The sequence below is a fragment of the Pandoraea pneumonica genome (assembly GCF_902459645.1).
Classification (GTDB): domain Bacteria; phylum Pseudomonadota; class Gammaproteobacteria; order Burkholderiales; family Burkholderiaceae; genus Pandoraea; species Pandoraea pneumonica.
Genome location: NZ_CABPSK010000003.1, coordinates 45,852 through 58,286, shown reverse-complemented (window position 1 = coordinate 58,286; position 12,435 = coordinate 45,852). Strand labels below are relative to the sequence as shown.

The following is a 12,435-nucleotide window of genomic DNA, read 5'->3' as shown; positions in this document are numbered from 1 at the left end:
CCTTTAAGCTACGCGGTCATCGTGCTGGCGCGACCACTTCCGTGCTGGCCTCTTTCGCGTACCCGCTCCCATTGTTTCGATGACCGACAAAGAAAAGAGCTGGGCGATTGCCGAGGATGTGGCGCGCATGGCTGGGGTGTCTCGCTCTGCCGTTTCGCGCACCTTCACACCCGGTGCCAGCGTCTCGCCTAAGACGCGCGCCCGTGTGCTCGAAGCCGCGAAGACGCTGAACTACCACGTCGACATCAACGCCCGGAACATGATTCAGGGTCGGAGCACGTTCGTGGGCGTCGTCACCTCCGCGCTGGTCAGCCCCTTTCGCGCTCAACTGCTCGCCCCCATCGCCCATCACCTCGGCGCGCGCGGCTTGCTGCCCATTCTCATGAACGCCGACGACCCCGATCAGACCAGCTACGCCTTGCAGCGTCTGCTGAGCTATCGCATCGCAGGCGTCATCATGACGTCCGGCGCACCGCCGCTCTCACTCGCGCGCGAGTACATCGAGCGAAAAGTGCCCGTCGCCATGATCAACCGTGCCCCCGAACTCGAAGGCGCGGACGTCATCAACAGCGATAACCACGCCGGTGGCGCACTCGCCGCGCGCGAACTGTTCAATTCCGGCGCGACACGTTTCGCCTTCATTGGGCCGCACACCACGCACTTCAGCGGCCGCCAACGCTGCGAAGGCTATGTCGACGCACTCACCCGTCTGGGCGTGCGCAAGAACCGGATCACGCTGTGCAATTCCACGATCTCGTCGTACGAAGCCGGGCAACTCGCGGCGCGTGAAGTGCTAGCCGACGCGGCGCATGCGCCCGACGGCGTCTTCTGCGCCACCGACATGGTTGCGCTCGGGTTCATGGACGAAGCCCGCCGCACGTTTGGCCGCCGCTTCCCTGAAGACATGCGCCTCGTCGGCTTCGACGACATCCAGCACGCCGCGCTCGACAGCTATCGCCTGTCGACCATCGCACAGAACACCGACACGCTCGCCCATAGCGTCGTCGACATGCTCTCCCACCGCATCACCGACTTCTCGCGTGCCGCAGAAGTCCGCATCGCTCCCGTCACCTTCGTGCGCCGCGCCACCACTGGCTGACACAGCGCCCATCACGGACCGACTCCGCCCCTTCCCATGCTTACGAAGCCCAAACCTCCGATCGTTGCGCCCAACATTGCAAACGAGTGCAATGCGTCGATACGGGCCGCGCTATCGACGCGACCCGCCCAACCCGCGCTACCCGCACGCGTCGGTTTCGCGGTCCGGCTGCTACGAACGGCACGCCGCACGCTCGCCGCCGCGCTGTGCATCGCAGCCGCCGCAACGATGCTGCCGCCATCGACCGCGCACGCCGCCGACCGTCTGAGCCTGCTGTGCTCGGCGGATCTCGAATGGTGCCAACTGATGAAGAAGCGCTTCGAGAAAGACACAGGCATCGGCGTAGCGATGATTCGTAAAAGTGCGGGCGAAGCCCTCGCGCTGCTCACCGCGCAACGCGCCCGCCCCCAATTCGACGTGTGGTGGGCAGGTTCCGGCGATTCGCATCTGCAAGCCGCGTTCGAAGGGCTTACCGAGGCGTACCGCTCGCCGTCTCTGCCGCAGTTGCAGCCCTGGGCGCAGCGCTTCGCACAGACGGGGCGTGAGCGCACCGTCGGCGTGTATCAGGGACTGCTCGGCATCGGCTATAACGCGACGGAATTGCGCAAACGCCGCCTCGATCCGCCGAAATGCTGGCGCGACCTGCTCGCACCCACATGGAAGGGCGAGATTCAGATCGCCAATCCAAACGCATCGGGCACCGCCTACGTCGCACTCGCCACCTTCGTGCAACTGATGGGCGAGGACGAAGCGTTCCGCTACTTGCGCGCGCTGAACACCAACGTCAGCCAATACACCGCGACAGGCGTCGCACCGGGTGAAGCGGCATCACGCGGCGAAGCGAGCATCGCGATCGAATTCCTGCACGACCTCGTCAAGCAACGCGTCGCAGGTTTCGACATTGCCACCGTCGCCCCATGCGAAGGCACAGGCTTCGAAATCGGCGGCATGAGTCTGATCGCAGGCGCAGCGCATCCCGCGCTCGCAAAACAGTTCTACGAATTCGCTTTGCGTGCCGACGTGCAGTCGCTCGCCGAACAGGCGCACGCCTACCAACTGCCGTCCAACCGAGACGCCGCGATACCGAAGCTCGCGCCACTGCCCGCCAGCATCAAGTTGATTGATTACGACGCCGCCCGCTTCGGCGACCCCGCCACGCGCAAGCGCCTGTTGCAGCGCTGGAACACGGAAATTTATGCCCACGCCCGCTAAGCTGCCGCACGACGTGTTCACGCGCGGTGTGCTGATTGCCACCGTGCTGGCACTCGGTGTTTTCGTCGCGTGGCCGCTTGCCAATAGCCTTTTCTCGCTGGTGCCCGCATGGCAAAGCGCGGGCGGCGATCTGCGAGCCGTGTGGACGACACTGGCCCCGGACGTTTGGCGGCTCGGCTGCTTGCGCGGCGTCGGCGCCTGCGGCAGTGGCTGGCACAGCATTGCGCTTGGTATCGCGTCCGCAGTGGCATCGACGGTGCTCGGTGCAGCCCTCGCGTTACTCGCCACGCGCGGCGCTCTGGCGCGCTCGCGAGCCGGAGCGGCGTTGCTGCGCGGTGTCGCCATGCTGCCTGCGATCACGCCTCCCTTCGCCGTGGGGCTCGCGTTGATTCTGCTGCTCGGACGCAACGGCGCGATCACGCAAGCCATTGCCAACGCGCTGGGTGTCGCCCCGGGGCGCTGGCTGTACGGTCCCCTGGGCCTCTGGCTTGCGCAGTGTCTGGCATTCACGCCAGTCGCTTTTCTAACGGTGGTGGGCGTGGTGCAGCGCCTGCCTGCGGTGCTCGAAGAAGCCGCCGCCACGCTGCGCGCTACGCATTGGCAAACGTTTCGCACCGTGACGTGGCCGATGATGCGTCCCGGTCTCGCCAATGCATGGCTGCTGTGTTTCATCGAGAGTCTTGCCGACTTCGGCAATCCGCTGGTGCTGGGCGGCAACTTCCGGGTGCTGTCTTCCGATCTGTACTTTGCCGTTGTCGGCGCTGAACAAGATCCGGGCCGCGCCGCAGCACTCGCGGTCTGGTTGCTGTTGCTAGCGCTCGGCGCGTTCGCGCTGCAACGCCGCTGGCTAGGTGAGCGCAGCTATGTCGCGGTGAACGGGAAGGGCGGAGGCGGCCGCGCCGCGCCGCTCGACGCACGTCTCTCATGGTCGCTGACGGCACTTGTCGCGCCGTGGTGCCTGTTGACGCTGGCGGTCTACGGCACGTTGCTCGCGGGCGGGTTCGTGACGTTGTGGGGCGTCGATTTCCATTGGACGCTGGCGCACCTGACCGACGTGTTCGGCATCGCGATAGAAGACGGCGCGCTGACGCTCACCGGTCAGGCGTGGCCTTCGGCGCTGGAAACGTTACGTCTGGCGGCCATTGCCGCGCCCCTGACGGCCATTGCCGCCGTACTCGGCGGCTGGCTGATCGCGCGCCGTCAGTTTGCCGGGCGGCGCTGGCTGGAGGGCGCCCTCGTCGCCGCTTTCGCCATTCCGGGCACCGTTATCGGTCTGGCTTACGCGCAGACGTTTAACGCCGCACCGCTGGCGCTGACCGGCACCGGGGCCATTCTCGTGCTGTCGTTTCTGTTCCGAAACATGCCGATGGGCTTGCGCACGACGGTGGGCGCATTGGCACAGATCGATCCGAGTCTTGACGAGGCGTCGGCGACCCTGCGTGCAGGCAGTTGGACAACGCTGCGCCGCGTCTTGCTGCCGTTACTGCGCCCCGCCTGCGCGGCGGCGCTTATCTACGGCTTCGTGCGTGCAGCCACGGCCGTGAGCGCTGTCGTATTTCTCGTGAGCGCCGATCACGATCTTGCTACGACCTACCTGATCGGCCTCATCTCGAACGGCAGCTATGGTCCCGCGCTGGCCTATGCAGGCGTGTTGGTCGTGGTGCTGTTCGCCATCGTCGTATCGCTGGAGGCGGGCTTGCGGGCGAGCGAAACCAAACGCACTCGCATGACGGTGGCGACGACCCTGCCGCCGTCCGAAACGCCCGGTGACGCACCGCGAACACCACGCACAGCACGCACGTCTCGAATCGGCAGGAAATCCCTCGCATGAACGCCCCTCAATTCGCACCTCAGATCGCACCCAACACCCGCGGCGCGCTAACTTTCGAGAACGTCCGCAAGGCATGGGGCAATCATGTCGCCATCCCCGATCTGTCGTTCACCGTGGCACCGGGCACATTGACGACATTGCTCGGACCCAGTGGTTGCGGCAAGACGACGACACTGCGCCTGATCGCCGGGCTTGAGCTTCCCGACGCGGGACGCATCACCCTCGGCGGCCGGGACGTGACACGCCTTGGCGCGCAACATCGCGACGTCAGCATGGTGTTTCAGTCGTACGCGCTGTTTCCGCACATGAGTGTGTTCGAGAACGTCGCTTATGGCCTCACGGTCACGCGCGTGCCCCAGCAGGCATTACGCGAGCGCGTTTTAGAATCGCTCGCGCGCGTCGGTCTCACCGCGATGGCGCAACGCATGCCAGCCGAGTTATCCGGTGGACAGCAACAACGGGTGGCCGTCGCGCGAGCCTTGGTGCTTGAGCCGGAAGTCATGTTGTTCGACGAACCGCTCTCGAATCTCGACGCTCGCCTGCGGGTGCGCGTGCGTGAAGACATCCGCGATCTTCAGACGCAACTCGGTCTGACGGTGGTTTACGTCACACACGATCAGGAGGAGGCGCTGGCGATCAGCGATCAAGTGATCGTCATGCACGACGGCCGCATCGCGCAGCAAGACGCACCGCGCACGCTCGTCGAGCAGCCCGCCGATGCGTTTGTCGCGACATTTATCAGCAACGCCAACCTGATCGACCTGCCCGTTATCGCCCAACGCGACGGTCACGCGCAATGCGATTTTCACGGGCTGCCGCTCACGTTGCCGTATGCCGGACCGGCGTTGACCCACGCTCGCGTCGCCATCCGCCCGGAAGCGCTGACGCTGCATGCCGTCCCCGCTTCAGTCCGAAATTCCGAAGACTGCGCCGACGCGCCGCGCGGTCCTATCGGTGAAATCCGGCGCGCCACTTATCTGGGGCGCGCCACGCAGTACTTCGTTCAAACCTCCGCAGGAGACCTCGTGGTCTTGTCACATCAATTCGAAATTCCGTTCCCCGTCGGCACGCGCGTCGCCGTCGGCTTGCATGCACGTGGCGCAGCCATCGTAGGAGCCGCTCAATGACCGGGACAGAACGTCAAATGACGCCGTCGGCAAGCGCTGGTGCCGACGGCACACTCGATACCCTCGATTCGAGATATGAACTTGCGCAAGTCATCGCCCGTGAGGCTGGTCTTCGCGCACTCGCCATGTTCCGCACGCGTGATGCGCTGACGGTGGAATACAAAGGCGTGCAGGATGTCGTGAGCGTGGCCGATCGCGCCATCGAGCAACTGGTACGCGAGCGTGTGGCGGCTGCATTTCCGAACGATGCCTTCCTCGGCGAAGAAAGTGCAGCGGCAGGCCGCATCCCAACGGCATCGCGCGTCATGTGGGTGGTCGATCCCATCGACGGTACGGCCTGCTTTCTGCACGGCATGCATGCGTGGTGTGTGTCGATCGCGGTGATCGTCGACGGCGTGCCCGCGATTGGCGCGATCTACGATCCGAATGCCGATGAACTCTTTCACAGTGCGACCGGACGCGGTGCTTTCGTCGACAACGCCGTGCTGGCAAGCCCATCGACGCCGCGCCAGCCCGACGGCGGCGAATCGAACATCACGCGTGTGAGCACGGCGTTGCATGTGGCGGATGTCGATGCGCCGACACAAGGCGTGCTCGGCGTGGGCGTATCGCATCGTGTCGACCGCGCAGACTTTCTGTCGTTTCTCGATGGCTGGCTCGCGCGCGGAGGCATGTTCGTACGCATTGGCTCTGGCGCGCTGATGATGGCCTATACCGCCGCTGGGCGACTCATCGGCTATTACGAACCGCACATTCATGCGTGGGACTGCTTGGCCGGTGTGGTGCTCGTGCAAGAAGCCGGTGGGCGCGTAAGCGACTTTCTGGCGGACGACGGGCTAACGCGCGGCAATCCGATTCTTGCGTCCAGCAAGCCGCTCTACAACACGCTCAACGATATCGTCGGTGCATCGATCCGGCACGGCGACCCGTCTCCTGAATAAGCGTCGTCACGGCATTTGTTTCACCGGTATTGCATTCGATTGCAATTTTCACGTTTGCAACACGACGTCAGACCCCAAGCGAAGCCCCCGCGGACAACACGAAAAATTCACTGCCTACGGCCAGCCCTGTCACGGTGAGGTCATACGTAGTTTCTACAATTCGTCTCGTTGTCCGAATCGCATGTTGTCTGCGTCGTTTTGCACACGTGTGCAAATAGATTGCAAAAATAACCGCGTGCGATTCGATGCCGTTGATGACCTGCGTTTGCAAAGACGCGCAAGGAGAGTTCGATGTCTGGAGCGAATGGCGCGATGCCGCCGCTGCAAGTCCCGGCGTTGCCCAGTTGGTTGACGGGTTCCGCGCAAGCTGTGCGTTCGCGCACTGCTGCAACGTCGGATGCCCCGGTGGCGTCTGGTGCGCCGCAAGCGGTATCGCGACGCGCCTCGCAGACCTTGTGGCTCGCGGGCGTGCTCGCGTTGCACGGCGTAGCCCTCGCGCTGGCGTTGCAATGGCATAGCGAACCGACAGTCGTTACGCCACCTGCACCGATCTACGCCACGCTCGTGCAAGAGACACCGACGCCCGCCGTCGCACAACCGCAGGCTCAGACGCCGCAGCCGCCGAAGCCCCAAACACCTCAGAAGCCGCAAGTGGTGCCCAAGGTGACGCCGCGACCTGTCGCACCGTCGCCGCAAAGCACGCCCGCGCCGAGCGCGCCGACGGCCGACCCAACACCGGCACCTGCGCCATCGGCGGCACCGAGCGCCGCAGCGGCACCCGCCGCGACGCCGCAGCCCGTCGTCCCGTCAACGCCTCGCACCATCACGCATGGCGTGCAGTACCTGCGCGCGCCGGTGCTCGTCTACCCCGAGTCGTCGCGCCGCATGGCGGAAGAGGGCGTGGTGACAGTGCGGGTGCTCGTCGGCGCAGACGGCCTGCCGCGCGAGATTACGGTGCGCCAATCGTCCGGCTCGGTCGCACTTGATGCGGCTGGCGTGCAGGCCGTGCAACGCGCCGTGTTCAAACCCTATACCGAGGACGGCAAGCCGCAAGCCGTCTACGTGATCGTGCCGTTGCGTTTTTCGCTCGACACCTGACCCGCTCATTCGCTTATTTCTCCCGAGGCTCTTATGGCAATTCCTCAAATCGGTTTCGACACGCTGTGGGCGCAAGCCGACGGCGTGATCAAGGGCGTCGCCCTGATGCTGTTCGTGATGTCGGTGGCGTCGTGGTACGTCATCGTGACCAAAGCGTTCTCGAATTGGCGTTTGCGCCGCATGGCCGATCAGGCCACTGGCGCGTTCTGGAAAGCCGGTTCGTTGCGCGACGGCGTGGCAGCGCTCGACGGTGATGTGCGCGGCAACCCGTTCGTCGAACTCGCCCACACCAGTCTCGACGCCACACTGCAACACCACCAAGCGACTGCGGCCGGGCGCACCCCGCCGGTGCTGTCCGATTGGTTGACCCGCGCCTTGCGCGAGCGCATCGCCCGCCGTCAGGTGCGCATGCAAAGCGGCATGCCGGTGCTGGCGACGGTGGGCTCCAGCGCTCCGTTCATCGGCTTGTTCGGCACGGTGTGGGGCATTTATCACGCGTTGATGACCATCGGCGCATCGGGGCAAGCGAGCATCGGCGAAGTCGCCGGGCCGGTCGGTGAGACGTTGGTGATGACCGCACTTGGTCTGGCCGTCGCCATCCCCGCATCGCTGGCGTACAACGCCTTGCTGCGCGCAAACAAGACGTCGGTCGCTGCGATGTCGGCGTTCACGTACGAATTGCACGACATGATCGTCGTCGGACAGCGCTTGCCGGAAGGCGGCGGGCGTATCGATGCCGGTGCCGATACCACGACGCTTGCGACGGCCAAGGATGCTCGCCGCCGAGAAGCCATGCCGGAGGCCGCATAAATGGCCGGTTCTGTGCCTAGCGAAGTCGAAGACGACTTCAATCCCGAGATCAACACCACGCCGCTCGTGGACGTGATGCTGGTACTGCTCGTGATCTTCATCATCACGATGCCTGCCCTGCAACACGCGGTGAAGATCGATTTGCCACGCGCCGCGTCCGCACCCGCCGAGGTGAAGCCGCAGACGATCGATGTGGCGATCGATGCGACAGGGGCGATCCACTGGAACGATCGTGTGGTCGATGTCGACGGCATGCGCGCCCTGATTGCCGACGCCGCCCATGCGCAGCCCCAACCGGAGTTGCACCTGCGCGCAGATCGCAAGACGCCGTACGAGGATGTCATGCAAGTGATGTCGGCGGCGCAGTCGGGCGGTCTCGCGAAGATTGGCTTTGTCAGCGAGGCCGCCAAACGCTGAAGGCCCGACGGCCGGAATCTGCCCATCGCCTTCGAGCGATCAGCGCCACCTGAGACGACGCGCCTGCGGTATTGCGCCGCAAGCGGATCGTCTGAATCTCCCGAGTTCTACCCATTTCGATAAGGCATACCGGCCGCTGCTGCGGCACCGGTGGGGGCGTTTGCACGCCCGCGCCAGTGCCGACGGCGAGCTAAACGTAGCCGGTTGCCAAATGACCACAACCTTAAGCTCACCCACTTCGATCACCATGCGCCACGACCTATCGCAACGCCTGACGCATCGCTCGCCCGCCGCCGCGAGCGCTTCGACGACTTCGCACACCAAGCACGCCAAGCGCTCAGCGCCAATGTCTCTCCCCACATCAGCGCTGTACGCGCGCCTTGTCGCCGCAGGCCTCTGTCTGGCCGGTTTGCTGCCGTTGGCTGCGCAAGCGCAAGCTAAGGCCGACGCTGCTGCCACGACATCAGTTGCGGCAACTGGCGAAACCATGCTGCCGGAAGTGAACGTCTCCGCCTCGCAGATCGTCTCGCCCACGAGCCTCAAGCGCAGTGCCAGCGCCGGTGCGCTTGGCGATCACGCCGAAATCGATACGCCGTTTTCGATCAAATCGGTGTCGGGTGAAGAGATTGAGGACCGCCAAGCCAACATCCTCTCGGAAGCGGTGAAGTACGACGCGTCGGTCACGTCGATCAGCACCAGCTACAGCACGCACCCGGCCACGCTGGCCGTGCGCGGCCTGCCGCTCGACGACCTGAATGGCTACAAAATCGACGGCCTCGCAAGCGTGAACCGTGGCGTGGAAATGCCGCTGGAGATGTTCGATCGCATTGAAGTGCTCAAGGGCCTGACGGGCTTCATGTACGGCTTCGGCAGCCCGGGCGGTATCGTCAACTACGTCACCAAGCGCGCGACGGAGCAGTTCACGCTGAGCTACGACCAAGGGTGGAGCGAAGACGGCGTGTGGAAGGAACACATCGATACGGGCGGGCGTTTCGGTAAGGACGACCGTTTCGGTTACCGCTTCAACGCCGTGCACGAAGAGGGCAACGCGGCGGCCGATAGCGCCAAGATCAACCGCACGTCGGTGGGCCTTGGACTCGACGCGCGACTGACCAACGACCTGACGGTGACGCTCGACACGATGTGGCAAGAGCGTCGCACGTCGGGCGGCGTCGACATCATCACCAGCCCCAAGTACTTGGTGCCCGGTCCGATCTCGGGCCGCTCGAAGCTGTATAGCAACGGCTCTTACACCGACGTGACCTACAAAATGGCCACGCTTGGCGTGCAGTACAAGATCGCGCCGGAGTGGGTGGCGAAGGTGGCCTATCGCTACTCGGATTCGGTGCGTCAGTACAAGAAGGATCAGTACTACATTTCGAGCAACAAGGGCGACTACTCGGACCGCATCAGCGCCGAATATCACAGCTACGAGTTCGACGAAGTGCAGGCAACGGTCGAAGGCAAGTTCAATACTGGGCCGCTCACGCATGAAGTCGTGCTCGGCGCGAGCAACCTCGTGCTGCTATCGAACAAGTCGGTCAACACGCCGAAGGTGGTCGTTGGCAACGGCAATCTCTACTCGCCGACGATCTACTCGGCCAACAACATCAACTTCAGCGGCGGTACGTACGGCGACGACAAGCTGACGCAACGCGCCATCTTCGCGAGCGACCGTATCTCGTACGGCTCATGGTCGTTGCTGGCGGGCGTGCGTTACCAGACGTACGACGAAATCGCACATGCTTCGGCCACCGCGGCGGCGACGACTTACCACGCGTCGCCGGTCACGCCGACGGTCGCGTTGATGTACTCGCCGCGCAGCGATCTGACGTTCTACACCAGCTATGTCGAATCGCTGGAGCAGGGCGGCACGGCAGACAGCACGACGAAGAACGCCAATCAACAGATGGCCCCGATCAAGAGCCATCAGTACGAAGTGGGCGTGAAGACGGATCAGGGCCGCTGGCGTGCCACGGCCGCGTTGTTCCGTGTGGAGCGCGGGGCGGAGTACGTCAACAGCGCGAACTACTTCGTGCAAGACGGCAAGGTGCGCTATCAGGGCTTCGAACTGGGCGGCTCGGTCGATGTGCTGCGCAGCCTGACGCTCGACGCGAGCGTGATGGGCCTCGATTCGAAGTACGTGAACGCGGCGGCAGGTGTGAACGGCAAGCGTGCCGTCGGTGCACCGAATTGGCAGGCGGCGTTCCAGGCCACGTGGCGTGTCCCGGCGGTGCAAGGCCTGTACTTCCAGTTCGGCGTGCGCTACCTCGGCGGCATGGCCATCGACTCGGGCAACGTCAACTACATCAACCCGTCGGCACTGCTCGACGCCGGTGTCGGCTATCGCACGCGTGTGTATGGCAAGCTCGTGACGCTGCGCGCCAACGTGACGAACCTCACCGATCGCCGCTACTGGTCGTACTACCAGGAGAACTATCTCCAGGTCGGTGCGCCGCGCACGCTCAGCCTCAACGCGCGTATCGACTTCTGATCGGGAGACAGAACACCATGCAAGCAATTTGCCGTGTGAGCGGCGCAGGGTGGGGGGCGATGGCGGGCGTCATCGCCAGCGGTCTGATGACGGCGTTCGTGCCCTTCGGGGCGCACGCGGCTTCACCAGCGCAGGCTGTTCCCGCCGAATCGGCGCAGTCCGCCGCGTGGGCGCCTTCCGGGCTGCGATTGGAGCGTGCGGTGATCGTGATGCGCCACGGGGTACGTGCGGCCACCGATACACCGAAGATGGACGCGGCGTCAGCGCAACCGTGGCCAGCTTTCGAAGTCGCGGACGGGCAACTGACGCCGCACGGCTACAAGGCGGTGACCTTGCTGGGCGCGTGGGAGCGCGGCACGCTCAAACGTGCCGGGCTGCTGGGCGAAGGGCGCTGCGCGGGTGCGAGCGAAACCTTCGTCTGGACCAGCCCTTCTGCGCGCACGCAGGCGACGGCGAAAGCCCTGCTCGAAGGCATGTTCCCCGGCTGTGGTGTGCCGGTGAAACACACGAACAACGCCTCGGACACGTTGTTCCATGGCGGTGAAATCGGGCTGGGCACGCCTGACCCCAAGCTCGCTTATGACGCCATCTTGCAGGCGATGGGCGGCGATCCTGAACTTGCTCGCAAGAAGTACGAGGCCGATGTCGCCGCGATGGTCGATGCCGTCGGTGTTCCGGCCGATTGCGCGGCTAAGCGAGGGGCCGAGGCCTGTGGGCTGTATTCGAAAGCATGGGGCGTGAAGGACAGCGGAAAGATCGGGTTGACCGGGCCGGTATCGGTGGGCGCAAGCATGAGCGAGACCATTCGTATGCAGTATGCGGACGGCTGGCCGCTCGAGCGCATTGCCTTCGGGCATGTGAAGGGCGAAGCCGATGTCATCCGCCTGATGGGCTTGCGTAGCGCTAAATACGATCTGGTCAATCACACGCCGTATCTCGCGCGCCGGGGAGGCTCGCAGTTGCTGAGTCAGGTGGCGATGGCGATAGACGCGGCACCGGTGTCTGCCAAGGCCAAGCGCGTGAAAGGGGTACCGCCGCCCGCACGGCTGACGGTGTTCGTGGCGCACGACACCAACATCTCGCAGGTGCGCGCAATGCTCGGTTTCGACTGGAAACTGGGCGCATATACCGACAACGATGTGGTGCCGGGAGGCATGCTGATGTTCGAACGCTTTGTTCGTCCGCGCGACGGGAAGCGTTTCGTTCGGGTGTCGTACGTGGCGCAGAGTCTCGACCAGACACGCAACCTCGTGCCGCTCGACGACGCCAACGCGCCGTTGCGCGCGGTGTATCGACCGAAGTCCATCGGCAACGAGTGGATGACGTTGGCGCAGTTCGAATCGCTGACCGACGGCGTCATCGACCGCTCGGCGACTGCGCCCGAGACCTACGTCGAAGCGAAGTAA

At 64.4% G+C, this 12,435-nt stretch carries 10 protein-coding genes; all 10 read left to right on the top strand.

Annotated elements, in window-relative coordinates; genetic code table 11:
• The first annotated feature begins 79 nt into the window (after window positions 1-79).
• The 10 genes from PPN31114_RS15770 to PPN31114_RS15725 all read left to right on the top strand — a co-directional run bounded on the left by PPN31114_RS15770 (window position 80) and on the right by PPN31114_RS15725 (window position 12,435).
• On the top strand, window positions 80-1,099 hold the full coding sequence (locus PPN31114_RS15770; protein ID WP_150680492.1) for a LacI family DNA-binding transcriptional regulator: 1,020 nt from the start codon (window positions 80-82) through the stop codon (window positions 1,097-1,099).
• Window positions 1,100-1,135: 36 nt separating this feature from the next.
• A complete protein-coding gene (locus tag PPN31114_RS15765) occupies window positions 1,136-2,311 on the top strand; it encodes an ABC transporter substrate-binding protein (RefSeq protein WP_217426956.1) in 1,176 nt (391 codons plus the stop codon).
• Window positions 2,295-4,142, top strand: a complete 1,848-nt coding sequence (locus PPN31114_RS15760; protein WP_150680491.1) for an ABC transporter permease — start codon at window positions 2,295-2,297, stop codon at window positions 4,140-4,142. The genes PPN31114_RS15765 and PPN31114_RS15760 overlap by 17 nt, the downstream gene beginning before the upstream one ends.
• Window positions 4,139-5,269: an ABC transporter ATP-binding protein gene (locus tag PPN31114_RS15755; protein ID WP_150680490.1), complete on the top strand. Its 1,131-nt coding sequence runs from the start codon at window positions 4,139-4,141 to the stop codon at window positions 5,267-5,269. The genes PPN31114_RS15760 and PPN31114_RS15755 overlap by 4 nt, the downstream gene beginning before the upstream one ends.
• On the top strand, window positions 5,266-6,210 hold the full coding sequence (locus PPN31114_RS15750; protein ID WP_217426955.1) for an inositol monophosphatase family protein: 945 nt from the start codon (window positions 5,266-5,268) through the stop codon (window positions 6,208-6,210). Before PPN31114_RS15755 ends, PPN31114_RS15750 begins: the two co-directional genes overlap by 4 nt.
• A gap of 291 nt (window positions 6,211-6,501) precedes the next feature.
• Window positions 6,502-7,308, top strand: coding sequence for an energy transducer TonB (locus tag PPN31114_RS15745; RefSeq protein ID WP_150680489.1), 807 nt, complete (start codon window positions 6,502-6,504; stop codon window positions 7,306-7,308).
• A gap of 33 nt (window positions 7,309-7,341) precedes the next feature.
• The gene (locus tag PPN31114_RS15740) at window positions 7,342-8,118 is read left to right on the top strand and encodes a MotA/TolQ/ExbB proton channel family protein (RefSeq protein ID WP_150680488.1); all 777 of its coding nucleotides are present in this window, start codon (window positions 7,342-7,344) and stop codon (window positions 8,116-8,118) included.
• On the top strand, window positions 8,119-8,535 hold the full coding sequence (locus tag PPN31114_RS15735) for an ExbD/TolR family protein (RefSeq protein ID WP_150680487.1): 417 nt from the start codon (window positions 8,119-8,121) through the stop codon (window positions 8,533-8,535).
• A gap of 211 nt (window positions 8,536-8,746) precedes the next feature.
• Window positions 8,747-11,029, top strand: coding sequence for a TonB-dependent siderophore receptor (locus tag PPN31114_RS15730; RefSeq protein WP_246182591.1), 2,283 nt, complete (start codon window positions 8,747-8,749; stop codon window positions 11,027-11,029).
• Window positions 11,030-11,046: 17 nt separating this feature from the next.
• Window positions 11,047-12,435, top strand: coding sequence for a histidine-type phosphatase (locus PPN31114_RS15725; protein WP_150680486.1), 1,389 nt, complete (start codon window positions 11,047-11,049; stop codon window positions 12,433-12,435).

Excerpts from the sequence above, each read along its gene's own strand:
- PPN31114_RS15770 (WP_150680492.1), top strand. The coding sequence starts at position 80 with ATGACCGACAAAGAAAAGAGCTGGGCGATTGCCGAGGATGTGGCGCGC.
- PPN31114_RS15765 (WP_217426956.1), top strand. The coding sequence starts at position 1,136 with ATGCTTACGAAGCCCAAACCTCCGATCGTTGCGCCCAACATTGCAAAC.
- PPN31114_RS15760 (WP_150680491.1), top strand. The coding sequence starts at position 2,295 with ATGCCCACGCCCGCTAAGCTGCCGCACGACGTGTTCACGCGCGGTGTG.
- PPN31114_RS15755 (WP_150680490.1), top strand. The coding sequence starts at position 4,139 with ATGAACGCCCCTCAATTCGCACCTCAGATCGCACCCAACACCCGCGGC.
- PPN31114_RS15750 (WP_217426955.1), top strand. The coding sequence starts at position 5,266 with ATGACCGGGACAGAACGTCAAATGACGCCGTCGGCAAGCGCTGGTGCC.
- PPN31114_RS15745 (WP_150680489.1), top strand. The coding sequence starts at position 6,502 with ATGTCTGGAGCGAATGGCGCGATGCCGCCGCTGCAAGTCCCGGCGTTG.
- PPN31114_RS15740 (WP_150680488.1), top strand. The coding sequence starts at position 7,342 with ATGGCAATTCCTCAAATCGGTTTCGACACGCTGTGGGCGCAAGCCGAC.
- PPN31114_RS15735 (WP_150680487.1), top strand. The coding sequence starts at position 8,119 with ATGGCCGGTTCTGTGCCTAGCGAAGTCGAAGACGACTTCAATCCCGAG.
- PPN31114_RS15730 (WP_246182591.1), top strand. The coding sequence starts at position 8,747 with ATGACCACAACCTTAAGCTCACCCACTTCGATCACCATGCGCCACGAC.
- PPN31114_RS15725 (WP_150680486.1), top strand. The coding sequence starts at position 11,047 with ATGCAAGCAATTTGCCGTGTGAGCGGCGCAGGGTGGGGGGCGATGGCG.